The 24833-nt window shown below is 56.6% G+C and carries 16 protein-coding genes; 4 read left to right on the top strand and 12 right to left on the bottom strand.

The annotated features are described in order from the left end of the window. Positions 1-166: 166 nt before the first annotated feature. Complete coding sequence (locus J3P93_RS11340) at positions 167-496, bottom strand: hypothetical protein (RefSeq protein ID WP_434598525.1); 330 nt, start codon at positions 494-496, stop codon at positions 167-169. Positions 497-752: 256 nt separating this feature from the next. Here J3P93_RS11340 and J3P93_RS11335 point away from each other — a divergent pair, with 256 nt between their 5' ends. Continuing rightward, entirely contained in the window at positions 753-1796 is a 1044-nt protein-coding gene (locus J3P93_RS11335) for an LLM class flavin-dependent oxidoreductase (RefSeq protein WP_208937775.1), read from the top strand. 88 nt (positions 1797-1884) lie between these two features. Here J3P93_RS11335 and J3P93_RS11330 read toward each other — a convergent pair whose 3' ends face one another. From J3P93_RS11330 to J3P93_RS11285, 10 genes are all read right to left on the bottom strand, one after another. Then, complete coding sequence (locus J3P93_RS11330) at positions 1885-2892, bottom strand: glycosyltransferase family 2 protein (RefSeq protein ID WP_434597424.1); 1008 nt, start codon at positions 2890-2892, stop codon at positions 1885-1887. Positions 2893-3453: 561 nt separating this feature from the next. Further along, positions 3454-3699 (bottom strand): hypothetical protein, encoded by a 246-nt coding sequence (locus tag J3P93_RS11325; protein WP_434597423.1) that lies wholly within the window; start codon positions 3697-3699, stop codon positions 3454-3456. A 340-nt stretch (positions 3700-4039) separates the two neighbouring features. Beyond that, positions 4040-4354 (bottom strand): hypothetical protein, encoded by a 315-nt coding sequence (locus tag J3P93_RS11320; RefSeq protein ID WP_434597421.1) that lies wholly within the window; start codon positions 4352-4354, stop codon positions 4040-4042. A 4-nt stretch (positions 4355-4358) separates the two neighbouring features. Then, positions 4359-4736, bottom strand: coding sequence for a colicin E5-related ribonuclease (locus tag J3P93_RS11315; protein ID WP_434597420.1), 378 nt, complete (start codon positions 4734-4736; stop codon positions 4359-4361). Positions 4737-4857: 121 nt separating this feature from the next. Continuing rightward, positions 4858-5289: a hypothetical protein gene (locus J3P93_RS11310; protein WP_434597419.1), complete on the bottom strand. Its 432-nt coding sequence runs from the start codon at positions 5287-5289 to the stop codon at positions 4858-4860. 314 nt (positions 5290-5603) lie between these two features. Continuing rightward, on the bottom strand, positions 5604-6038 hold the full coding sequence (locus J3P93_RS11305; protein ID WP_231990211.1) for a transposase: 435 nt from the start codon (positions 6036-6038) through the stop codon (positions 5604-5606). Between the two features lie 130 nt (positions 6039-6168). Continuing rightward, the gene (locus J3P93_RS11300; RefSeq protein WP_434597417.1) at positions 6169-6690 is read right to left on the bottom strand and encodes a hypothetical protein; all 522 of its coding nucleotides are present in this window, start codon (positions 6688-6690) and stop codon (positions 6169-6171) included. Between the two features lie 403 nt (positions 6691-7093). Beyond that, entirely contained in the window at positions 7094-7720 is a 627-nt protein-coding gene (locus tag J3P93_RS11295) for a hypothetical protein (protein WP_434597416.1), read from the bottom strand. Between the two features lie 9 nt (positions 7721-7729). Continuing rightward, positions 7730-19285 carry a filamentous hemagglutinin N-terminal domain-containing protein gene (locus J3P93_RS11290; RefSeq protein WP_434597415.1) on the bottom strand — a complete coding sequence of 3852 codons (11556 nt, stop codon included), beginning with the start codon at positions 19283-19285 and terminating at the stop codon, positions 7730-7732. A 26-nt stretch (positions 19286-19311) separates the two neighbouring features. Then, on the bottom strand, positions 19312-21018 hold the full coding sequence (locus J3P93_RS11285; protein ID WP_434597414.1) for a ShlB/FhaC/HecB family hemolysin secretion/activation protein: 1707 nt from the start codon (positions 21016-21018) through the stop codon (positions 19312-19314). Positions 21019-21238: 220 nt separating this feature from the next. On the opposite strand from J3P93_RS11285, the gene J3P93_RS11280 reads away from it, so the two are divergent. Both J3P93_RS11280 and J3P93_RS11275 read left to right on the top strand, forming a co-directional pair. Next, on the top strand, positions 21239-22057 hold the full coding sequence (locus J3P93_RS11280; protein WP_332763466.1) for an alpha/beta fold hydrolase: 819 nt from the start codon (positions 21239-21241) through the stop codon (positions 22055-22057). 98 nt (positions 22058-22155) lie between these two features. Then, complete coding sequence (locus J3P93_RS11275; protein ID WP_434597411.1) at positions 22156-22779, top strand: glutathione S-transferase family protein; 624 nt, start codon at positions 22156-22158, stop codon at positions 22777-22779. An 801-nt stretch (positions 22780-23580) separates the two neighbouring features. On the opposite strand, the gene J3P93_RS11270 is transcribed toward J3P93_RS11275, so the two are convergent. Next, positions 23581-24078: a winged helix-turn-helix transcriptional regulator gene (locus tag J3P93_RS11270; RefSeq protein WP_434597409.1), complete on the bottom strand. Its 498-nt coding sequence runs from the start codon at positions 24076-24078 to the stop codon at positions 23581-23583. A gap of 99 nt (positions 24079-24177) precedes the next feature. Between J3P93_RS11270 and J3P93_RS11265 the strand changes: the two genes are divergently transcribed. Further along, entirely contained in the window at positions 24178-24804 is a 627-nt protein-coding gene (locus J3P93_RS11265) for an isochorismatase family cysteine hydrolase (RefSeq protein WP_434597407.1), read from the top strand. The last annotated feature ends 29 nt before the right edge of the window (positions 24805-24833 follow it).

Here is a 24833-nt window from a genome sequence, read left to right as displayed (position 1 = left end):
ACACCCTTGTGGGAGCTGGCTTGCCAGCGATGAGGCCAGTTCAGTCAATGACGCTATTGGCCGTGCTGACGCTATCGCTGGCAAGCCAGCTCCCACAGGTATGCGACGGTCAGTTAGTGTGTACGAAACCGGCTCACCAACTGATTCAACGTCTGCGACAGTGCCGTCAGATTCTGCGCATCCTCACGGGTCGAATCCGCCAGACTCGCGACCAGCTGCGCATCACCATGAATCTGGCGGATGTGTCGATTGGACGCGACGCGACTTCAGCCATCTCCGCAGAGACTTCCGTGGCGCTGCCGGAGCTGCTGTGGATCTGCCCCGCCGCCTGGCCGATGCGCTGGATCAAGGTACGGATCGCTTCCAGGAACTGATTGAACCAGCCGGCCAGTTGCGCATCGCCCGGCCAGAACAGATAACCGCCCTGCTCGGTGCCCAGCGACAGATAGGTGTACGCCGGATGCGCCTTGGCCAGCCCGGCGAACAGCTTGAACAATTGAAGATCCTGCGGCCCCATGGGCACTTGCGCGGCATCGCTGCTCGGATAGCGTTTGAGGCTTTCCTTGTTCGAAGTGTCGGTCAGAAATAGTTTGCGGATATTCCGTATTATGGTATACCAATATTCATTCAACCGACCAGCCGTCCTCGAAGGCGTGCCTGAAGGGTGATAAAACTCGCGAGCGTCCAGCGCTCACGGCAGTTCGACAGGCCAGCAAACGACCGGCCAATGACAAAAGACTCGAGGTAGCGTCATGAAATTTTCCCTGTTCATCCACATGGAACGCTGGGACGAAAGCGTCAGCCACCGCCAACTGTTCGAAGACCTCACCGAACTGACCCTGATGGCCGAGGCCGGCGGTTTCAGCACCGTGTGGATCGGCGAACACCACGCCATGGAATACACCATCTCGCCGAGCCCGATGCCGCTGCTGGCCTACCTCGCGGCGAAAACCACCACCATCCACCTCGGCGCCGGCACCATCATCGCGCCGTTCTGGCACCCGCTGCGCGTTGCCGGTGAATGTGCCCTGCTCGACGTGATCAGCAACGGCCGCATGGAAGTCGGCCTCGCCCGTGGCGCCTATCAAGTCGAATTTGACCGCATGGCCGGCGGCATGCCCGCCTCGAGCGGCGGCCAGGCCCTGCGCGAAATGGTCCCGGTGGTCCGTGCCCTCTGGCAAGGCGACTACGCCCACGACGGCGACATCTGGAAATTCCCCACCTCGACCAGCGTGCCGAAACCCATCCAGAAGCCCAACCCGCCGATGTGGATCGCCGCCCGCGACCCGGACTCGCACAACTTCGCCGTGGCCAACGGTTGCAACGTGATGGTCACGCCATTGATGAAGGGCGACGAAGAAGTCGTCGACCTGAAAAACAAATTCCAGACCGCACTCGACAACAACCCGGATGTGCCGCGCCCGCAACTGATGGTGCTGCGCCACACCCACGTGCACACCGCCGACGACCCGGACGGTTGGAAAGTCGGTGCCAAAGCCATCTCGCGTTTCTATCGCACGTTCGACGCGTGGTTCGGCAACAAGCAAACCCCGGTCAACGGCTTCCTCGCGCCGAGCCCTGAAGAGAAGTTTGCCGGGCGTCCGGAGTTTGAACTGGAAAGCCTGCACAAGACCGCGATGATCGGCACTCCGGAAGAGATCATCCCACGGATCAAGTACTACCAGGAGCTGGGCGTGGATGAGTTCAGTTTCTGGTGTGACAACAGCTTGCCGCATGCGGAGAAAAAGAAGTCGCTGGAGCTGTTTATCAAGCATGTGGTGCCGGCGTTTCGCTGACAGCATGTTGGCCTGACACTCAATAAAAAAGGGGCGAATTCATCGTCATGAATTCGCCCCTTTTTTTGCTTGAGTCATCGTACAGAAACTAGCCCTGAAATGAGCCTTTCCGCGATCTGCGCAACTGCTTCAGATTGAAACGCAACTTGCGCGTCCCATGAGCAATGCGCGGAAACAGCAGCGTCCAGCGAGGGTGCAAGACCACACCGCAATCACGGCTGTCCTGACGTGTCATCGAGGATATTTGCGCTGGCAAAGGCACACTGTATTTGATGCATTTGGTGATCAGTGCATCAACATTGCGCTCCATGAACTTCAGCGCCACATCGCGTCCGGCATTGAACGAGCCAATGTGTTTTTTCAACGCGGCCAAGGTGTCGCGATACGCCCCATAACTGCCCAGCACATACTCGACATCCTTATGGCTTTGCGTCAGCGAACCGCTGCGGACCCGTTGAAAGTAAAAGTCCGCCGCCGTCGCGAAAGTGGCCTGGCTGTGCAGATAAATGTTCATGCTGAACACGTGATCTTCATGGGCCCGCCCTTCCAGGCGCACCGCAAATCGCTCGCACACCGAACGCTTGAAAATGTACTGCCACGTCGCGGCGTGATATTTGCCTGACAAGATCAGATCTTCCAGCAAGTCGCGTCCGGCATCGAACCAGCCTTCGCGGCCGGCAGCGGTGTTGCGTCGCAACAGTTGCTTTTTGCCGTCCACTTCGGTGTAGGAACGCTTGGAGAAATAAAACAACTCCAGCGCCGCGTTGGCCTGGACCTGCTCCACCAGCGTCGAAAACAACTCAGGGCTGACCACATCGTCCGGGTCACAAAAGAACACGTAGTCGCCACTCGCCAAGGCCAGACCATTACGCCGGGCAGCGCCGACACCTTGATTGTCCTGGGTGACCACTTTGACTTCTGGGCGATGGCCAAAACCGGCTTCAATCACCGCCAGCGTGCCATCGGTCGAACCATCGTTGATCAAGAGGATTTCATGCAGCGGCACGGGTTGATCGAGCAGCGAATCGAGGGTTTCGGCGATGTAGGACTCAACGTTGTACGTGGGGATGACGACGGAAATTTTCGGAACAGACACGGAGCTGAGTACCTGAAATGACGGAGTAAGCGAAGGCGTAGATTTGTGAGGCAGATTGGCGTGCGTAGAGCCTGTGAAGGCACGCGGACTCATGTGGCGAGCCACGAGGGTAATGCCAATATGATGGCCATTCTACTCAGTGTTGTCTGAAGCGTCAAAGCGGTTTGGCCGTGTCGAGATGACGCGAAGAACGGAAAACGGGGACAGACAACGTTTTCGCTCTCTATAAAAATCGAAGCTTCCAATAATCGTTACCGGATTCTACCCAATACTTTTCGCTCGTAGGAATCAAAAAACTGAAATCATGGAACTGGGAGACCCAGTCAGAATGAACATAATTTTCATGGGATCGCCCATCATCCATATGCATGAAGATTTTACGATCAAAGTTTATATAAAATAAAGGAAGCCGAGACCCAATAACATTTGCACGCTTAAACAAATCAGAATCCAAGCCATTGCCACTGAGAAAATAATCTTCGACTCGTGAAAAGACAGCCTTGTCTGCTCTCACAAAATCCTGCAACTCGGATGACGTTAGAAGCTTCGCACTTCCTCCATTTAATACGTGAGGAAATTTTCGGCTGTCAAAGTTAAAACGCCACCTCTAAAGCTCAGGCATGACTGCTCATAACGCTCCTGAGTGATGGTCCCATTTTTTAGAGAGGCACGCAGACTCAGCTTCACATCAATAGTAAAGTTACGCTTTTCATCAACAACCCAAAAACATATTCCAGAATGAACAAAAAAACCGATGCTTTTTTCCCCGCCCCATAAGTCATCGAACAACTCTTGATTCACTGTCATTTTTTGTATTCCTTGAAAAATTCTTCTTGTGTATAGACTCGAGCATTACTCGAATTACTTTCAAGTAGCGACTCCTATATCTTGTGCAACTCAAGGGAATAACGTGGCTGCCCTTCATCGACTCTCTGGGGAGGGTCCCGATTTCGTGGCCCATCCCCATGCTGAGGTATCACTTTATTGGCATCGGTATCAAAGACCACTACAGAGCCATCAAGGCGCTTGTTCGTCATGTAGAACGGGAACGGGAACAGACCACGTTTTTGAAGTGCTTTTTAAACGTGGTATGTCCCCATTTATCGCGTCCCATTTGCCCTCCATTCATCCCATTTATTTCCCGCAATCAAAGGGTCACTAAAACAAATTCTAAAAATATGTCTTTATTTAAAATCGAATCAAGGAACTGCCTAGCGGCTCGCCTAGACAAAACGGCGAACTTCTCACCAGTCGTTGTCAATTTAGAAAAATCCACTATACAATCCAAGTCAGGAATTCTTTCACCCCCGATAATTTTGAATCCTTCAATTCCGAGTACGGCCGCATCGTGCTTATCGCAATAATCCAGCAACTTACGGCCATCGATCAAATTAAATAATGGGGTACTACCCCAAACCTTTGTAGGCTCAGGACTATCACCTAAAGACACGAATTCTTTCATTGCATTACTCCCATGGTGCAATCCAGTTTTTATCATTTCTATCTGATACTTGGGCTATCGCACCCGCCCGGTCATTTCGGACGACATAAGAACCATCTTTGGTAACATATCCAGTTGCAGGGTCATTAAGCTTAGTACCAGAAACTGGATCAAACCTAGTATCTTTAGTCACAACCGTCTTGCTTGGATTCTTGATGACGCTTTCGAGAGACTCCGCTGTCCAGCCTCGTTTCACCATCTGCTGAGCAATTTTTGGCTCAATAAGGAATTGAACACCTTTTACTCCCTTAAGTACATACCCACCGGCAGCGGAAAGCATTAACGAGATAGCCATCTCGCCCCAATACCCTGGATCGGTCAGCATCATCTCGTAGCTTTCCATTGCCTTGCCCCCTTGCCCGTCATTTGCATAAAGGGGAAAACGGGGACAGACCACGTTTTTGGAGTAGGTGCTATATAAACGTGGCCTGTCCCCATTTACCCATTTACCCCTCCTCATCAAATTACAACTGAGCCAATACAGGAATTTCTACTGACAAACAGTAACCTTCGGCTACCACATGCAAACTTAGATTTTCCGACAAAAACTGAATAGCATAATGTTTTTGCTGCTCAGATCCGAAACTCCCTTTCCCCAGCATTAATAAGTCAGACGTTTTGAATTCAGTCAATCTCCCCAATTCAAGTCCAGTTGCATCGCCAACAAAATCAAACACAGCAGTTCCGGGGAAAGGGAGCTTTATAAAGCTACTTACGTTCTTGAAGCATAAGGTCCGTTTTGCCGAGGAAAATTCTTCAGCATCAGTTCCAACACGGTCATAAATTATTTCAACAACTATATCCAAGCCGTCAGAACAGAAAGTCACTTTCGACTCACCATAACCAGGTAGCCAGTCGTAAGGATTGAGCACTTGTAGGGGTTCACCAATCTTCATTTTCTCACCGATTTAAGTTCATTTGTAGGAAAACGGGGACAGACCACGTTTTCCACTAAATGGTCGGCTTTTTGGGCCGTCCCGGGCTCCCTCGCTGCACACGACGACCGATCATTGCCTCAACATCAATAGCAAACTTTGAACCGCCAAAAACATTATTTCCATTGGTCGCATCACGAATTTGGTCAACCAGTTCTAACTCTAAGTCATTTTTGAACAGTTCGCGGTAAGCATCTGCCGGTTGCCCGCCCTGCCCTCCAAGCGCCAAATACTGAGCATGAGGAGTAACAATGTGTGATCGCTCTGATTGTGCGTTAACACGGTAAACTTGACCAGCGATATTCTGACGGATGATTTACCATTTTAGCTCTGACGGGATTCATTTCGATGTATCGATAACAGCACAACAAATATCGTTCATTCTCAACAAGGCATGAACGATACCGGCCCTCCCATAAACTTCCGCTGCGACTATACGTACGATTTATATATTGAGCATATCTTTGCCCGACACCTTTCATCAGCAGGCCTGCGCTGTTGGCATTATGAGGACTGACTAATAAATGTATGTGATTGGTCATTAAGCACCACGCATGAATATCACAATCATTTTTAGAAGCCTGCTCGACCAAAAGCTCCAGATAAAAAAGATAATCTTGCTCGGCAAAGAAACAGACAGATCTATTGTTTCCTCGCTGAATCAAGTGGAGCGGTACACCTGGTATCAAAACTCGGGCTCTACGCGGCATCGAGGAATCCTTTCAATTGGTCGAACTGAAAGCTTAGCGGGCCGAAAGCTAAACATGACGGCAAATTTTTACGTATTGTGGCAGTCAATTACATTAAACGTGGCCTGTCCCCCTTTTCACCCCTTTACACCTAATGAAAAAAATGACTTTCTAACAGAGCCACCTCATTAGGCCGCAAGCACGAGATCCGAATCGATAACAACTCACCGCTTGAGGAAAACCCGAAGCTTACACATCCATTTTCTACTACCCTATCAATATCCTGGCGCTTACCTAGAAGGATGCAAGCTTCATCAACACCCACGACAAGCTCAAATTCAACACTAAAATCATCGATATAGTTATCTGAGTAACTACCCCCTGCTCCCCAGCGTTCGAGTTTAAACGCCGGAATTCCAACATCCAATATGAAGCCGTCTACTCTTGCCTTCCAACCCTCCATTTTTACAGAGCCGGCGGCAACAACGGTCACATTTATAATTTGCCCTGTATATCTATTTAATCCAATTTCCAAAAGAGACGTTTTGCCATTCCCCGCACGCCAATATAATGGCAGAGAATCGCGACTCGACTCAAACCGAACTATCAATGGCACATACTCGTCGATTTCGACGATAGTACCTTCACATTCTAATATACTGTTAAGTCTCATTATGATTATTTATAAAGCGCATGTTTTACAACTGGTAATGGATCTCCGGGACGCCCAGCGCTGATAATCAGTTCCCATCGACCGACTTGCATAATTTCCCCATACTTGATGCCCTGCGTAGCAGCACTATTAAGCGCATTCTGAAAACTGCCAAGCATCGCTTGACTGGCCATGGAAGATGTATGCGACAAACCATTTCGGGTCAAGAACTCTTCGATGTGCTTTGAAGAAAAAAGGGGACAGACCACGTTTTTAGAGTGCTTTCTAAACGTGGTCTGTCCCCATTTGTCTTCTTGTTGGTAGCCGGGTTAAATAGCACTTCTTGCGCCTGAGCACGAAAACGGGGACAGACCACGCTTTTGGAGTGCTTTCTAAATGTGGTCCGCCCTCATTTATCCCACTTTTATTTTTTCACAAAATCTTGCAGAATTTTATCGTTCTCAGACAATAAGGCTCTGACAAAATCAGCATCAAACTCCATTATCAAACCAATGGCATCTTTGATTTTCCACCGATGAAGTTCGGGATGTTCAACCATTGCGATCAAATGCTGCTTCAGCAGCGGGAGGTACTCTGAATACTTTTCACGATGCACAAAAGAATATATTTCCGATATTTCAAAAGGCCTCTCGTTGGCCAGAGCGATGATTTTTGAAAGCACATCATATACCTGACGCCTCGCTAATTCCTTTCCACTGACCTCAGCGGCATTCGCGAAATACATCGTTACTGCCATCAATATATGTCGATATGTATCATCGTACCCATGGAGCCTATGGGTATAAATACCCTGGATAATCTCTGGGCGTCGCATATATTCTTCCAGCACTATCAAGCCGTCATGGACGCCCCAGCTGGTGAGAAGTTTAGAAGCTTGAAAACGCTCCATTTCATTCTCACTGTTGAGCAGTTGTCTCACTGCGGCCATTCTTTCTTCTGAAATGTCCTCTCGGTCAAGGTCACCCGCCTCCACAGCGTAATCGGCGTGTTCCGGAATACCATTGAGCAGTTCGTATGTTTTGGGATCCATCGCTTTCACCTATTTTTTCACCGGTTTAATGTAGTCAGCCGGAACACAACCTTTGATCAAACATTCCCCATCCCTCACAGCGTTTGCCAAATCTGTTTCTGCTCTGTCTAATGAGGTTTGATTTTTTGGCGTGGGATTGTTTGTAAATTTATCACGTGCCGCATCGACTTTCGTCTGCAACTCCGTTGTTACTTCCTGATTTGTCAAATATTTAGTGTTAGGCAATACACCGGAATCAATGTCCTGTTGCAATCTTTTTACGTCAATCTCAATTTTGTCCGTACCGTAATCTTTTGGGTTTGACGTTGTGCTCGGGTCGGTAACAGAAATATACGGCGAGTTTTCAGCGTTACCACCGCGTACATGTGATTGAACGCTACCGGTTCCGTCTATATTTGGCGGAACTAAATCGCCATTTTCGTTAAGATGCGCTTTCGGTTTACCGTTTCCATTCACTGTGGCACTGAAATCGTGATCGCTGCGCACAACAGTATCACCCGCGCCCTTTACGCTTCCAGACTCACCAGGATTACCGTCGACATCAGGTGAATGAGACGCGCTGTTTTTGGTCGTTCCTTTGCTACCGCCCGGTTTACCACCGCCCGCGACATCTGCGGCTACGCCTGCAGCATCTGCCCAAAACGCGGCGCTTTCACCATCACGCTGAACCACAATCTCTCTGATGATCGTGTTTTGCGCAGTTTGGTTATTCTCCGTAATGATCCAGCCTACGTTTGCAGCTGCACCTATATCACCACTGAGCCTGAGCTGCTCTGCCAGTTCGCGAATTTTTGGCTGATCGGCTAGGAGCTGATCCGAAAGCTGCTTGCAGGCAGTCAAGTTTTTCTGACAGACGCTACCCAACTCCGCATTTCGCTGCTCATCCAGATTGGCATAACGCTCTCGTACTTCTGATTTGCACGTCTCGGATGCGCATTTTGCCTGCTCATCCAGCATTTCCACGATTTCGTGGTGCATAAGGTAGTTGTAATTAGTAGCGTCCTTCGCAATAGTCGCGCCGTCTTGAAGGTTACCGTCGCTTACGGCTGCCGCGGCGATACCCACTAGTTGGGAGGACATCGACAACAGGTTGCTGTCGTTCTTGACCAGCGTGGCCAACTGGGTAACCAGAGCCTCATTTGCACCCGCCGCCAATGCACCCGTTTTGAAATCGCCACCTGCAGCTTCAGTCAGCAACCCTCCAACAACCGCGTGCAATGCGATTTTTTCGAGACTGCCGTCTTTCCAGCCCTGATTAGCAGCAAAATCGCCTACAGCATTGAATGCCGCCGCGTTCAGAGTACTCAACAGAGCGCCCGTCAACGCATTACCGAAATCCGCGTGCTGACCAAAAGCCGCGCCCAAAACAGTGGAAGTCGTGTTCTGCAGCAGCTGGTTACCGGCGAAACGGCCGATGCCTTCCAGACTGCTCAAGTCTGTCATGGCTTGGCCGGTTATCGGATTTGTTGTGGTCTTGAGAATGCTGTCGAAGTAGCCCGCCGTCAGGCCAGCAGTTACTCCTGAAATAACATAGCCAGCCAGCGCATCAGAAGACGTTACGTCTTTGAATACAGCGCCAAGGTTGCCACCGTTATTGATAAAACTAGTGGCAGCATTTGTCGCTGCTCCGGTAGCTACAGCAGCATACGATGCCGCCCAGAACGTGCCCATCCCACTCATCGCCGTCAAAGCTGCCGGCCCAACAACCGCTGCCATCACGATCGCGATGATCATCTGCGAAGCAGGACCCAGCCCCGAATTGTTGTACTTGAACGACTCGTGAATTTCTTTAACAAGCCGCCAATCGACATCCCCACGGGACTCGGCTTCTTTCAACCACGCCAGTTGCGGGTCGGCCTTGACCATGCTGTCGATGGTCTGGCTGACGGACTGCTGATTTACATCCTTGATGTCGATTTTCAAGCCATCGACGGCTTTGATAACGATGTTGCCCTTGGCAATCATCTGGGTCTGGCGCAGGGTTTCGTCAGTGTTGCCCTTGCCTTTGGAGGACACCCAAGCAGCGTTGTTGTCGGTCTTGGTATGGCTTTCGTTGTGAAGGTCTTTTACCGCTTCAAAAGTGATCGAGCCACCGCTGTCCAGGGTGATGTTATTGCCACTTTCAAGCTTGGCCACCTGATAAAGCTGATCGCCGCCGCTCTTGAGGGTCAGATCGCCGCCAGACTTGATCTCGGAGCCGACATACTTGTTGTCGGTAACCTCGTCGTGCTGCATTTTCAGCTTGCCGAAGCCACCCTTTTTCTTCATGTCGTACAGCGAGTAATCGGTGTCCTGCAAAGCGAGAATCTGCAGGTTATCGCCCGCCACCAGATACGCCTCATCCCCCGCCGTCACCCGACTGGAAATCACACTCAGGTCTTTGCCCGCATCCAGCTTGACGTCGCCGCCCGCCGTGATGCCGGACATCACCTGAGTGACATGGTCCTCCTGGCGTTTCTCGTTTTTGTTTTTCGAGTCCGAATGTTCCTCGTCCGCTGCCGAGGTGATCACCAGATTCTCGGTCGCCTTCATCGACACATCACGCTTGGCATCGATCTCGCTGGCGATGACGTTGATGTCGCGTTTGGCGTCTGCCTTGAAATCTCGACCGGCGTCGATCTCCGCACCCAGTTGGGTGATATCGCTGGCATTTGCCCGCGAGCCCAATGACACGCTGTCATTGACCTGTACCGAAGCCACATTTACATCACGCCCGGCATTCAGCGTCATGTCCTGCCCGCTTTTCAGCACGCCGCCGATGACGTTGATGTCCTTCGCTGCTTTGATGGTCAGGTCATTCACGGCTTCGATGCGTGCCGCATTGTCAGCAAAATCCTGATGACGAGTGACGGAGCCGTACTGGTCGTCCATCGAGGTGATGGTCCGCTCGTTGATCACATCGCCGGTGCGAGTGGTCAGGCTGACGTCCTTGCCGGTGATGATGCCGCCGGCCTTGTTGATGATGTTGTTGGTCGCCAGCAGATCGAGACGATTGCCCGCTTCGATCGAACCGCTGTTGATCAGGTCCTTGCCGGCTGTCGCGGACAGATTATTGGTAGCTTTCAGCGTGCCGACGTTGTCGAGGTTTTCCCCGGCAATCAGCGTCACGTCATTACCGGCAATCAGTGCCCCGGTCGGGCCGAGACGGCCATTGGCTTGCGCCAGATACACCACCGGCACCAGCACTTTTTCGCCGTTCACTTCGTGCTCTTCGAGCCAGACGATGTCGTGGGTCAGTGCGGCGACTTGCTGCGAGGTCAGGCCGACGCCGACCGACAGGTTGAGCGCGTCCTTGCTGGCGATGGCGTTGTTCATCAGGTACTTGAACATGCCCTCGTTGGAGGTCTGGCCGTCGAGGAACGCCTGGCCGGTGCGCGCGGTGACGGCTTGCTGGATCAGGCGTTGCTCATAGAGGCCATCGCCCAGGCGCTTGGCGCTCTGGTCGGGGTCGAAGCCGAGTTTGTCGAGCAGGTAATCGGAGCTCATGAACGACTTGAGGTCGGTGAGTGCCGGGTTGGTTTCGATCAGGTATTTGTGCGGATTGGACGGTGCCTGGGTGTCGGGCAGGCCAGTCACGCGGGTGACCGGACGCGTGTCGATCGACTCCTTCATGTCGTTGTCACGGTCGTGCAGGCCCGGCCCGGCAGAATCCACCGGAACGTTGGCATCAATGCTGCTGGCGGCCGCTTTCGTTTGACTCGGTTTGCGGTCGAAGGTGTCGACCATGCGCGTACTGTCGGAGACCGCGGCCGGCGCATCGATGAACAGATTGCGCGGTCCACCGCTGGTGGCAGCGACTGCGTGCTCTTGGGTATCGACTTTCTCAGTGCCCACCGTCCAGGTCGGTGCTGGCCCGATGTTGCCGGCGACAGCGTCGCTGCTGCCCTGCCCGCTCAAACGGAACAGACCGTTCTCACCGGTCGGCAAGGAAAATCCAGGCAGACTCAGCGGATTGACTTGCTGTTGAGCCAGGTCCGGTGGCAATTGACTATTGATGCGCACCACGGTGGTGTTGCCGTTGCCCACGCGGGTATCGGCGACTTTGTTGGTGCCGCCGCTGGCGCTGTAGTCTTGCTGGATAACGCTGTTTTCAATTTCTTTGGTGGCGTTGATCGAGACCTTGCCACCGGCCTGAATCACCGCGTTGCGTCCGGTCGTTGTGCCGGGCGCACCCGCGCCATCGACGCTCACTTCAACCGCGTCGCCTTTCTGGAACTGCGTCAGTTCGGTCGGTATGGCCATCAGATTATTCGGGTCATACAACGATGGCGTCGATGTCTCGAAGCCGGCGCTGTAACCCGACATGGCCCGGCCATATTTGCTGTTACCGACGTTGGCGCCGGTCTCGGCATCAACGATGACAACGCTGTTGCCCACGGTTTTGGCAATCGCTTTACGGATCAGGCCTTCCGGCGCGATCACGTAATACATGAACGGGAAATCAGGGTTGTTGCGCTGGTTGTACGGCATGATCACGTTGGCCATGAATTGCGCCGTGGTGCCCGTGCCCATTTCGAAGTTGTACTGACGGGTAACCTCGATGGTCCCGCTTTGGGTGCCGATGTTCTTCAGGCTGACCGCGGTGATGTCGATGCCACCGCCCGCCGCTATGGTGCTTTTGCTGTTGAGGAACGTACCGCCGTGGAAGACGAAGTCCTTGCCGACGTTGAGGACGGCGGACGCACTGTTATCGGTATCGATGAACTGGTACGTCTCGCGAGTTGCAAGAAAGTTGTTGAACGTACTGCCCACGCAGTCACCGCAGGTGGCCGCGATAAAGCCTGAAATCAACTTGCGCTCTGCCGACGCCGTTGGCCCTTCGGTGCGGTTCTCGAACACATCGGCATCCAGCGTGAACCCGCCGCCGCTCTCCATCGAACCGGAAATGTTGTACACCCCCGCCGCGCGCGTGCCGCCGCTATAGCCAGCGATCACTACGTTGCCCAGACCGTAGAAGTCACCGCTCTGGTTGGTCAGCGTGCCGACGTTGAGGGTCATGTCGTTGCCGCTGAAAATCAGGCCGCGGTCGTTAAGCAAGACCGGCGCCTTGACGATCAGGTTTTGCGCCGCACCGAGGGTGCCATGGTTGACGAGGCTGCCAGCGTTGACAGTCAGGTCTTCGCCGGACGTGATGCGACCGGCATTGAGCAGTTGCCCGTCAATCTGGATCGTCGACGTCGCACCCGCAGCAAAACTGCCGGCCGCGCCAAGGTTCATCGAAGCCGCCGACAGATAGGTGTCGCGCAGGCTGGTCAAGCGCCCGTTGCCGCCATAGTTGCCGGACAAGCGCATGTCGATCGATCCGTCGCTGGCGATCAAGCCATCGTTGGTCCAGTTGCCACCCACGATCTGCAACGCATCCGAAGCCAGCAATTTGCCGCTGGCGGTCTGGCTGAACTCGCGCACGTTGATGTTCAGGCGACCGGCCTGAATGACGTTGGAGTTGTTCCAGGTATCGGCGTTGAGTTCCAGCAGGCCACCGGTGACGATGCTGCCGCCGGCGCCGATGACATTGGCGGTGGAAATGTCGAACTTGCCACGCCCGACGTGGTTGAGTTGCCCGCCGCCATTGAGGAAGCCGCCGAGGGCGAGGGTCATGTCGACGTTGGCGGTTTCCAGTACGCCGTTGCGGTTGTCGAGCAAACCGCCAATCTGGAACAGGGTCTTGCCGGTATTGCCCAGCGACCGCAGACGGCCGTTCTGGTTGTCGACGCTGGCAGCTTTGACGGACAGTTGAGTGGTGCTTTCGATGACGCCCGCGCCATTGCGCAGTGCATCGCTGAGGCCGAAATCGATGCGGTTGGCAGCGATCTGGCCACCGGCGTTTTCCAGGCTGGTGCCGCTGACGCTCAGCAGACCTTTCGAATAGAGCACGCCACTGCTGTTATCCAGCGCCGCCGTGGTCACGCCAAGGTCTGCCGCTTGTGCGGAAATCCGCCCGCCGTTATTGCTCAGACCGGCCAGTGCCGAGAGGATCAGGCTCTGCGCCTGAATGACGCCGCCCTGACGATTGTTGTTGAGATCAAAACCATTGCGTAGCACACCCACCGTACGCGCTTCCAATGCGCCTTTGATGCTCGCCAGGGTGCCGCCACGGTTATCGATGTTGGCCGCTTTGACCAGGACATTGCCGTTCTGGGCGATGACCTTGCCGCTCTGGTTGTCGAAGTCGCCGCTGACGTCGAGGGTCAGTGCGGTTTCACTTTGAATCGAGCCTTTGGCATTGCCCAGGCTGGCCGCCGTCAGTTGCACATCGGCGTTCTTGCTGTAGATCAGACCGTCGCCACTGTTGTTGACGGCGCCAGTCGCGCCGAGCTGTAACTGATCATTGGCAGCGATCGTGCCCTTGTTGCTGTTGTCCAGCGAACCGGTGCGCGCCTCCAGGGTTTTCTGGCTGGCGATCTGGCCGTTCTGGTTGCGCAGATCGGTCACGCCCTTGACCAACATCGGCCCTGCGGCGGCGAGTTTGCCGGCGGTATTGTTCAACTCACCGCTCAGGTTGAGGGTGATCGCCGCGTTGCTGGCGATCTGTCCGCCCTGGTTGTCGAGGCGCGTAGCGGTGGCGTTGAACGCCTGCTCGGCATTGATTATCCCGCCGGCATTAGTGAACGCCGTGCTGACGATATCCAGCGCCGCGCCACTGGAAATCAGGCCGCCGAGGTTGTTGTTCAGCGCGCCGCTCAGCGTCAGGGTCTGCCCGGCTGCGCTACTGAGGTTGCCTTTGTCGCTGTTGTCGAGCGAACCGGCCTTGATGTTCAAATCGCCCTGCGCAACCACGGCGCCGGCGTTGCTGTTGAGCAGCGCGTCCTTGAGATCCACCGATACATCGGCGAACTTGCTCGAGAGCGTGCCGCCGTTGCGGTTGTCCAGGCTGTTGCCATTGACGGTGAGGCCTTGCCAGCCCGACAGCAGGCCTTTCTGGTTGATCAGCGTAGTGCCGCGCAGCAGCAGTTTTTCGCCGCTGATGATTTTGCCCGAGGTGTTGTTGACCGCTTGGGCGATCAGATCGAAACCGAGGTTGCTGGAGATCTCGCCACTCTGGTTGTTCAGGTCGCGCAGACGCTTGAGGGTCAGCGGACCTTTGGCGGTGAGCCAGCCGTTCTGGTTGTCGAGGTTGCCGTTGGCCAGGTCGATTGTGACGGCTTTATCGCCGAGCAGGCGGCCGCCGTTCTGGGTCAGCGAGGTCAGGTGCAGATCGATATCGCCACTGGCAGAGACTTCGCCGCCGTGGCTGGAGTCCAGAGCGGTGGCGGTCAGCGTCAGCTGGCCCTGGCTGTTGATCAGCCCGTCGTCGCGGTTGTCCAGCTCGCCACTGCTGATCTCAAGGGTTTGCGCAGCACTGATCAGCCCTTTGGCGTCGTTGCGCAGCAGGCCATCGACGCTCAGGGCGAGGTCGCCACGGCTGACCACGCTGCCGCCGCTGTTGTTCAGACTTGCGGCCTGCGCATCGATGGCGGCGGCGCCGATCATGCCTTGCACGTTGTTCAGGGCTGCGGCGATACGCAAGGTCAGGCTCTGATTGCTCAGTAGTTTGCCGTTGCTGTTGTCGAGACTTTGCGCGGCAAGCGTAAAGGCCTCGGCGCTGGAGATGGTGCCGCCCTGGTTGTTGACGCCGTTGAGTTGCGTCAGCAGCAGCGTCCCCGGTGCGTTGATCAGACCACCGATATTGTTCAGCTGGCCGTGGTTCAGATCGAGGCTCAGGTTTGAGTTGCTGAACAGTTTGCCGCCGCGTTGATCGAAGCCGGTGACCGAGGCTGTCAGAGTATTCTGGCTGCCAATGCTGCCGTCACCGCCGTTGGTGACCTGGCCGGCCGTCAGGTTCAACGTGTCGGCGCTGCTGAGCCGCCCGTTGCTGTTATCGAAGGCGCCCGTGCTGATGCTGACGGCGCCTTTAGCGCTGAGGGTGCCCTGCGAGCGGTTGTCGAGGCTGGCGCTGTCGAGTACCAGCGCACCGTCGGTGACGATCTGGCCGCCCTGGTTGTCGACGCTACCGTCACTGTTGACGGTCAGATCGCCGGCGCTGGACAGACTGCCGCCGCTGTTGGTCAGTTGCGCCGTTTTGACGGTCAGCGCCTGTTCGCTGCTGACCTTGCCCTGGCTGTTATCGAAAGCGCCGCTGAGGGTCAGTTGCAGGCCGTGCTGACTGAGCAATGATCCGCCATTGACCAGCGTGCGCCCGCGTAGATCGAGCGATGTACCGGCGTCGATCAGGCCTTTACTGCGGTTGATCACCTCATCGACGATCAGGGTCAGCGCCTTGCCGGTGAAGACCTTGCCGCCCTCGCTGTTGTCGAGCTTTGTGCCGCTGATGTGCAGATCACCGTTGGTGCTGATCTCGCCGCCACGGTTATCCAGATCGCCGACCGTCAGGGTCATGTCCTGGCTTGAACCGAGCAGGCCGTTCTGCCGGTTATCAACTTGATCGGCATTCAGTTTGAGTACGCCAGTGGCGATCAACTGACCTTTCTGGTTGTTGACGGTGCGCGCCTCGACACTCACGTCGGCTTTACCGGCAATGCTGCCTTCGCCGTTAACCAACTCATCGGCGCTAACCGTGAGTTGACCGTCAGCGATGATCGTCCCGAGCTGGTTGTTCAGAGCCTTGTCGGTGGTCAGCAGCAACACGCCGCGGCTGCTGATCAAGCCCTGCCCGTTGTCGAGACTGGCGCTGTGGCTGTCCAGCGAAGCGCCGGAAATCACGCCTTTCACGTTGTTCAAGGCCGCCGCAATACGCAGCGTCAGGCCCTGTTGGCTAAGCAGCTTGCCGTTGCTGTTATCGAGGCTTTGTGCGGCGAGCGTAAAGGCTTGCTGGCTGGAGATTTCACCATTCTGGTTGTTCACGCCGTTGAGGTTTTTCAGCAGCAGCGTGCCCGGCGCGTTGATCAAACCGTTCTGGTTGTTCAATAGGCCGTTGTGCAGATCGAGAGTCAGATCGGACTTGCTGAACAGTTCGCCGCCCTGCTGATCCAGCCCGGTCAGCGAAACGTCGAGGGCCTGTTGGCTGGCGATGCGTCCGCTGGCGTTGTTGACCTGCCCGGCCTTGAGCGTCAGTGCCGCACCGCTGGTGAGCTTGCCGCCGGCGCGGTTGTCGAATGCGCCGGTCTCGACGCGGCTGATGCCCTGGCCGAAGATCACGCCTTTGTGGCTGTTATCCAGGCTGGCGCTGTTGAGGGTCAGCGCGGAGTCCGTGCTGATCGAACCGCCCGAATTGAGCAACGCGCCAGTGCTGGTCAGGCGCAGATTGCCGGCACTGCCGAGGCTGCCGCTGCGGTTGTCGATACGCGCGGCGTTGACGCTTAGCGCGCCTTCAGTGCTGATGATCCCGGCGTTGATCAACGCATCGTCCAGGGTGATCACCAGGCCGTTGAGGCTGCTGAGCGTGCCGCCGCTGTTGTTCAGCGTCGTGCCAGTGATGGTCGCTGCGCCTTTGACGGCGGAGATCAAGCCCTTGTTCTGGTTGATCAGTCTGGCGACGCTCAGACCGAGGTCGGTACCGGCAAGGATTTTGCCGCCATCACTGTTGTCCAGGCGCAGGCCTTTGACGTTCAGCAACAGGCTGCTGGAGATCTCGCCGCTGCGGTTGTCGATGTCGTCAACGCTGAGTGTCAGCGCTTTAGTGGTGCCGACCAGACCGCCGTTACGGTTGTCGAGAGTTTTACCGGTGAGGTTCAGATTGCCTTGGGCAACCAGTTCGCCGCCCTGCTGTTGCAGCAGACCGATGGTCGCCAGCAGGTCGCCCTGACTGGATATCCGCCCGGCAGCGTTTTGAATCTCGGCGGCCGTGAGATTGAAAGGCCCCGCTGCGCTGACCAGACCGCCGCTGTTGTCCAGACGGTTGCCGACGTAAGTCAGGCCGGCCTTGGCGCTGATCACGCCTTTGTCGCGGTTATCCAGTTGCGCGATATTCACGCTCAACTGCTGATCAGCCTGAACCACCCCGGCGCGGTTATCGGCCACATCGCCGCGCAACGCCAGTGTGCTTTTGCCGATGATTTTACCGTCGCGGTTATCCAGCGTACCGGCCTGCACATCGATGGCGCCTTTGGCCGAGATATCGCCCTTGTTGCGGTTGTCGAGCGTGCCGCTGATGCGCGCGGTCAGGCTGCCATCGCTGACCAGCGCACCACCCTGGCGGTTATCCAGACTCGCGGCTCTGACGAACACCGCAGCGCCCGAACCGAGCACACCGTCACGGTTGTCCAGCGCACCGCGCAGATCGATCGACAGACCCAGATCACCGAGCACCTGGCCGCTGAGATTGTTCAGCACGCCGCCCGTGACGGTGATGTTTTTCGCGCTGAGCATGCCGCTCTGGTTGTTCAGGATTTGTGTGGCGTCGACGCTCAGGTTGCGGCTGGCGGTCAGGCTTTTGCCGGCGTTATCAACGATCTGTGCGCTCAGGCTCAGATCGCCGCTGGCATTGCGGCTGCCGTCAGCATTGACGCCGGCCTCGATGGCGCCAGCGTTGGTCAACTGCCCGCCGGCGCTGAGGGTGATGCTGTCGCGTGCGGCGAGGGTCTGGCGGTTGGTCAGGTTGCCCTGGGTTTGCACGTTCAGCGCGGTGCCGGCGTAGATCGGGCTTTTTGCATCGAGGCTGGCGGCTTTGACGTTGACCGCGCCGGTGGCCGAGGTGTCGGCCAGGCTCAACTGGCCGTTGGCGTCGAGCTGGATATCACCGCCGCTGGCAATCAGCTTGCCGTCGAGTTTCACCCCGACACCGGCTTCGGTGCCGACCAGTTTGATCGCCCCGGCGTACATGCCGCCGAGCGCCGAGGAATCGATCGCCAGTTGCGGTTTGGCGCTGCCGTCATCGGCGCGCGCGGTGGCATTCAGGCTATCGGCATTGACGTCGTTGCGACCGGCAACAATCGCCAGGTTCTGCGCTTGAATCTGCGCGTTGATTTTCGCGCTGCGGGTGATGATCTCGAAACGATCGACGTTGCTCGCGTTAATGCCCGCGCCTTCAATCGTTACCGTGCCTTGATCGACCTGGAACCGGTCCAGTCGGCCGTTTTCGATTACCGGTTTACCGGTGGTGAGCGTGACGCGCGGCGAATTGATGAAACCGCAACCGTTACAAGTGATGCCGTACGGGTTGGCGACGATCACCCGCGCCGACTGCCCCGCCACTTCGGTATAACCACGCAACTGGCTCGGGTTACCGCTGATGACTTCGTTGAGAATCGCTTGCGCCGAACCGCTGTTCTTCAGGTTCGGGTTGCCGATGACGTGACCGCCCAGTTGCGTGTTCGACGTTTGTGCAGAACCGTTGTTGAGGATGACGCCCTGCGCGCCGACGTTGTAATCGTGGAACTGGTTGTGCGACAGACCGCTGGCATTGGGCGTGGCGATGTTGACGATCGGCACACCGTTGCCGGCCCGATCCAGCGCGGTATTCGGGTTGGCGACGACGATGCCGTCAGCCTGCGCCCACATCGGTTGCCAGAACATGACGTTCGCCAGCAAAAAGGCCAGGCCGCGCTTGGGCATGCCAAGGAAAGTATCCTGGTTGTTTGCGGCTGCGCGGGGCTGATCGGCGAGCGAGACGGGGTGACGAACGTCCATGTGGGCGGTTCTCTAAAAAGTCGTTATCAGATGAAAAAGTCGAGGCGGAAATAGATCGGTGCTTCGCGCTCGGGCAGCGCATCCGGTCGTTCCAGGGAATGGGCGAAGGTCACGCTGGCGGCGACGTGCTGGCCGCGGGCGAACAGCTCCAGCGAGTTGCTAGACATGCGCCCGTGCTGATCGCCGTTGTAGCGATCGTTGGCGATCACACCCTGGTCGTAACCGAGGCTGGCGCCGTACTCGGCGAACACCGGTTGCAGCCAGGCGGCGTTCACCGGCCGGCTCCAGCGCAGATCGTTGCGCCAGTAACCACCGCTGTCGCCGGACAGCGACTGGTCCTTGTAGCCACGGATCGATGACGATCCGCCGAGACTGGTGCGTTGCGAACTGAACAGCACGTCTTCGCTGCGCTGGCCGGTCATGAGGCTGCTGAAGCTGAACGACTCGCCCCACAGCTTGAACGGCTGCAAGTAGCTCAGGGTTGCGCTGTATTTGCGGTAGCGTGCATTAGGCTCGCCGGGACCGGGATCGTGACTGCCCTGCGCATCGAAGGCGCCGATGCCTTCCTGCATGCCGGCGTCAAAGTTGACGAAGGCACTGCCGACACGGCGACCGTGGTTGAAGCCGAACTGCGCTTCGCTGATGCGGTTGCTGCTCAGTTTGAGTTTGCTGTCTTCAATGAAGTTGTTGGTGCGCAGGTACGACAGGCCGGCGCTGAGGGAGGTCTTGCTGACCGAGTCGCGATGGATTACCCGCTCGGCGCGCAGCTGATGGTTTTCGCTGTCGCCGGTCTGCTTGAAGTTGTAGCCGTTGGCGGCGATCTGCGAACGGTATTCGCTCTGGCTGTAGGTGTAGCTGAACGTCCACCAGCCCCACGGCAGGTTGTAATTGAGCATGGCGTTGTTGGAGGTGTGCTGATGGTCAGTCATCGCATCGTGGCCGCCGCGCAGGCTCAACTGATCGGCCAGGCCAAGCGGGCTGTCCCAATCGAAGGATGTGCCCCACTGTTGTTCGCCGGTGCTGCGCTGACCGTCGTTGCTGCGCGACAGCCCGGCGCGCCATGGCTTCTGCGGCGTGTTGGTCACGCGTACTTCACTGCCACCGACATTCTGCCCGGGGGCCAGCTCCATTTTTGCCTGATTGGACGGCAGACGATTGAGCTGATCGACCATTTGCTCGATCTCGCGCAGGTTGACCAGTTCACCGGTCTTGCCGGGAAAGGCCATGGCCAGTTCACGATCCGAGAGCCGACTGTTGTCGGCGCCCTTCATGCCTTCGAGCCGGCCTTCGACCACCAGCACTTGCAGATGCCCGCTGGACAGGTCCTGTTGCGGCAGATAGGCGCGACTGGTGACCAGCCCCTTCTCGATGTAGTGATCGGTGATGACTTTGAGCAGCTCATTGAGCTGGGGCACACCGAGGCATGCACCGATGTAAGGCTTGAGTAGAAGACTCTTTTCGCCCTCGCTCAGGCTGTCTGCGCCTTTGAGTTCGATGTCCTTGATCAGGAAACAACGGCTATCGGTGGGAGTTGCCGGTTGCGCTGGCCTGGCGTCTTTGCCGGGCAAATCCTTGAGTTCTTCGAGACGGCGCTGCTGCTCTTCGAGCAGGCGATTCTGGCGGTCGCGGATAAGGTCGGTTTCACCGGGAGTGGGTGCAGCAACGGCGAAATGAAGCGGAGAAAGGCACAGCAACGCTACGCACAACCGCGCCACGAGGGCGGGTGAGGACATGTTCGATCCCTCGAGACGAAAGTGACATCAAAATAGTGGCGCGATATTAGATGGCCATCATTTTGACGTCAAACTTATGTTCTACCATTGGTCGACTCGAGGCGCTGTTGCGCGGGAGAAACCAGCACCTGCGTACAAGTGTGAAACCGCGCTTGCGCAGATAGTGCACGCTGCCCATTCGGCATTCAGTCTTACCCACACACGATCACAAGGAGTTTTCATGAGCACCTTCAAGACCCAAGACGGCACCGAGATCTATTACAAGGACTGGGGCAGCGGCAAACCCGTGCTGTTCAGCCACGGCTGGCCACTGGACGGCGACATGTGGGAATACCAGATGGAATACCTGAGCAGCCGCGGCTACCGCACCATCGCTTTTGACCGTCGCGGGTTTGGCCGCTCGGATCAGCCGTGGACCGGTTATGACTACGACACTTTCGCCGATGACATCGCCGGTCTGATCAACCATCTGGACCTGCGCGACGTGACCCTGGTCGGTTTCTCCATGGGTGGCGGTGACGTCAGCCGCTACATTGCCCGCCACGGCAGCGAGCGTGTGGCTGGCCTGGTGTTGTTGGGTGCGGTCACGCCGCTGTTCGGCAAGAAGCCCGACTTCGCCCAAGGCGTCGACAAGTCGGTATTCGACGGAATCAAGGCTGGTCTGCTGAAGGACCGCGCGCAGTTCATCGCCGATTTTGCCGCGCCATTCTACGGCACCAATCAAGGCCAGACGGTTTCCGACGGCGTGCTCACGCAGACCCTGAACATCGCGCTGATGGCGTCCTTGAAAGGTACCGTGGATTGCGTCACCGCGTTCTCGGAAACCGACTTCCGCCCGGACATGGCCAAGGTCGATGTGCCGACGCTGGTGATCCATGGTGACGGTGACCAGATCGTGCCGTTCGAGACCACCGGCAAACAAGCTGCTGCGCAGATCAAAGGCGCCGAGCTGAAAGTCTATGCCGGTGCGCCGCACGGTTTTGCCGTGACCCATGCGCAGGCGTTGAATGAAGATTTGCTGGCGTTCCTGCAGCGCTGATCAATCGGCATGAACGAGAAGAGCCCGCCCGAGTGCGGGCCTTCTTTTTTCTGCTGTGCTATTTATTGGCTTGTGTCGACTCTCGGGAAGGACAATCCATGTTGCGGATACTCGGAAAGGCTTCATCGATCAATGTGCGCAAGGTGCTGTGGACGTGTGCCGAATTGGGCATTCCGTTCGAGCGCGAAGACTGGGGATCGGGGTTTCAGTCGACGCAGACCCCGGAGTTTCTCGCGCTCAATCCGTGCGCAATGGTGCCGGTGATTCAGGACGATGATTTCACCCTGTGGGAATCGAATACGATCATTCGTTATCTGGTGACGCGTTATGGCGGCGCGGCGCTTTATCCCGTTGAAGCGCGGGCGCGAGCACAGGTCGATCAGTGGATCGATTGGCAGGCTTCGGAGCTGAACCGGTCGTGGTCGTATCCGCTGATGGCGCTGGTGCGCAAGTCCCCGGATTACCAGGACAGCGCTGCGCTGGCCGCGGGTTGTCGGGACTGGGCGCGGAACATGGAGATTCTTGATCGCCAGTTGCAGAAGACCGGGGGTTACGTCAGCGGGGAGGCGTTTTCTCTGGCGGACATTCCGATTGGGCTGTCGGTGAATCGCTGGTTCGAAACGCCGCTGGCGCATCCTGATTTCCCTGCGGTCAGCGCTTATTACGAGCGGTTGAGTTTGCGTGAGGGGTATCGGTTGTATGGGCGTAATGGTACGCCGTGAGCCTTTGAATCTGGCCGCGATGCTCTTGAATCTGTAGGAGCCAGCCTGCTGGCGATGGCTTTCTTTCAGGCGGTGAATTTTTTTTGGTTTGGGGACATATCCGTTGCTGCGGGTGCTGTGGCTGGCGGTTTCGCCCTTACGGCGAGTCCCTTTTTCAAACGCCAAAAAGGAACCAAAAGGCTTTGCTCCTACGTACGGCCCTCGCAGGCTCGGGTCCCTTCGCTGCGGGACCGATCCGGGCGCAGCGGCTACGGTTTGCTGCGCTGCACCTACTTCCGCTGTGTACGACTTCGTCGTACGGTCGCTGCGCTCCCACGCCCGGATCGATCCCTCCACTCAGCCTTCCGATGTCGCCGGTTAGGCAAGATCAAGAGCACTCGAGCTGGCGCTCATTGTTGAGTGGTGAGAAGCGTCGCATGGCTTGAAATCTTCAGTGGATTCGCCCCTCATCGGAACGCCGCCCGCCCAGCCCTCTCCCGAGGGAGAGGGAGCCGATCTTGGTTGGTTTCGAATATTGCATTCGACTCGGTATCGCATGTTGGCGTATGCCTTCCAATCACCGCGATCAGTCCCCTCTCCCTACGGGCGGTCCGACGTTTCGGGAGGGCTAGGGTGAGGGGCTTTTGATTCTGCCCTCAAGCGATGGCAGCGCGTCAGCCAAGCATTCTCTTTGCTGGTCCAACCAATCCAAACTGTGGGAGCCAGCCTGCTGGCGATAGCAACGGGTCGGATATCCCAACGGTGACTGACCCTCCGGCTTAACAAACAGTCTCGCGCCTGAAAAGGACGTTGTTTACATGACTATTTGTTTTTGAACGCCTCCCGCCGCGCCTGGCGTTCGGCGACGTAAGCCGTTTGCGGCTGGCTGATCAGATCTTCTCGACGCAATGGTTCGCCGCAATGCGCGCACACCGGCCCGAGGCCTGCGGGGTGGTTGCAGGGTTTGTGGGTGAAGACCACTGCCAGCCCTTCCTCGGGGGCTTTGCACCAGGTTTCGCCCCAGGCCCGCAAGGCCAGGATCACTGGGTAGAACGCTTCGCCCTTCGTGGTGAGGTGATATTCGTAGCGTTTCGGCCGTTCGTTGTACAACCGCCGCTCGACCAGTCCGTCCGCCTCCAGGCACTTGAGCCGCGTAGCAACCATCTGTGGGGTGCCGCCGGTCTGCGCCTGGATCTCGTCGTAGCGATGGTTGGCCATGAACAACTCGCGCAGAACCAGCACGGTCCAGCGGTCGCCGACAATGTTTTCGGCACGTGAAATCGGGCACTGCGTGTCGGGTGCGCTATGGTTTTCAGCCATCGGGGCTTGCCTCTTTTACAGTTACTATGATTATCATATCAACACGATGCCGGGACAAGCCCTGCGCACCGCTCTTTCCTTTTGCCGGAGCAAGCCGCCATGTCTGACCCTCTCTACCCGCTGGACCGCACCGCCTATCTCTTGGTCGACCCGTACAACGATTTCCTCTCCGAGGGTGGCAAGGTTTTCCCGCTGATCAAACCCATGGCCGAGCAGAACGGCCTGCTCGACAACCTGCGCAAACTCGACCGTGCGGTGCGTAGCCTGCGCATTCCGGTGGTGATCGTACCGCATCATCGTTGGGAAAAAGGCGATTACGAACGCTGGGCTCATCCCACGCCGACGCAGTGCAAGATCATGCACATGCATCATTTCGCTCGCGGCGAATGGGGTGGTGAATGGCATCCGGATTTTGCCCCGCAGGACGGCGACATTATCGTTCAGGAGCATTGGGGCTCCAGCGGTTTTGCCAACACCGACCTGGATTTTCGCCTGAAGCAGGAAGGCATTACCCACGTCATCATCGTCGGTCTGCTGGCCAATACCTGCATCGAAGCCACCGCCCGCTATGCCGCGGAACTCGGCTACCACGTCACGCTGGTCCGCGATGCGACCGCCGCGTTCAAAGAAGATATGATGCACGCGGCCCACGAGCTCAACGGCCCGACCTTCGCCCATGTCATTACCGACACCGGCGCGTTGATCGCCAGCCTCGAGTCGCAATAAGCACACCCTGGCCCGCGGCTGAGTTGCAG

Source organism: Pseudomonas sp. R3-57 (assembly GCF_051132065.1).
Taxonomy (GTDB): Bacteria; Pseudomonadota; Gammaproteobacteria; order Pseudomonadales; family Pseudomonadaceae; genus Aquipseudomonas.
Note: the sequence above shows the minus strand (reverse complement) of the source record. Positions and strands in the feature narration are given on the sequence as shown.

Bases quoted from the DNA above. Each gene is read 5' to 3' on its own strand.
- J3P93_RS11295 (WP_434597416.1), bottom strand. From the start codon at position 7,720: ATGGATCCCAAAACATACGAACTGCTCAATGGTATTCCGGAACACGCC.
- J3P93_RS11300 (WP_434597417.1), bottom strand. From the start codon at position 6,690: ATGAGACTTAACAGTATATTAGAATGTGAAGGTACTATCGTCGAAATC.
- J3P93_RS11290 (WP_434597415.1), bottom strand. From the start codon at position 19,285: ATGGACGTTCGTCACCCCGTCTCGCTCGCCGATCAGCCCCGCGCAGCC.
- J3P93_RS11265 (WP_434597407.1), top strand. From the start codon at position 24,178: ATGTCTGACCCTCTCTACCCGCTGGACCGCACCGCCTATCTCTTGGTC.
- J3P93_RS11275 (WP_434597411.1), top strand. From the start codon at position 22,156: ATGTTGCGGATACTCGGAAAGGCTTCATCGATCAATGTGCGCAAGGTG.
- J3P93_RS11310 (WP_434597419.1), bottom strand. From the start codon at position 5,289: ATGAAGATTGGTGAACCCCTACAAGTGCTCAATCCTTACGACTGGCTA.
- J3P93_RS11280 (WP_332763466.1), top strand. From the start codon at position 21,239: ATGAGCACCTTCAAGACCCAAGACGGCACCGAGATCTATTACAAGGAC.
- J3P93_RS11320 (WP_434597421.1), bottom strand. From the start codon at position 4,354: ATGAAAGAATTCGTGTCTTTAGGTGATAGTCCTGAGCCTACAAAGGTT.
- J3P93_RS11335 (WP_208937775.1), top strand. From the start codon at position 753: ATGAAATTTTCCCTGTTCATCCACATGGAACGCTGGGACGAAAGCGTC.
- J3P93_RS11270 (WP_434597409.1), bottom strand. From the start codon at position 24,078: ATGGCTGAAAACCATAGCGCACCCGACACGCAGTGCCCGATTTCACGT.
- J3P93_RS11315 (WP_434597420.1), bottom strand. From the start codon at position 4,736: ATGGAAAGCTACGAGATGATGCTGACCGATCCAGGGTATTGGGGCGAG.
- J3P93_RS11285 (WP_434597414.1), bottom strand. From the start codon at position 21,018: ATGTCCTCACCCGCCCTCGTGGCGCGGTTGTGCGTAGCGTTGCTGTGC.
- J3P93_RS11325 (WP_434597423.1), bottom strand. From the start codon at position 3,699: ATGACAGTGAATCAAGAGTTGTTCGATGACTTATGGGGCGGGGAAAAA.
- J3P93_RS11305 (WP_231990211.1), bottom strand. From the start codon at position 6,038: ATGCCGCGTAGAGCCCGAGTTTTGATACCAGGTGTACCGCTCCACTTG.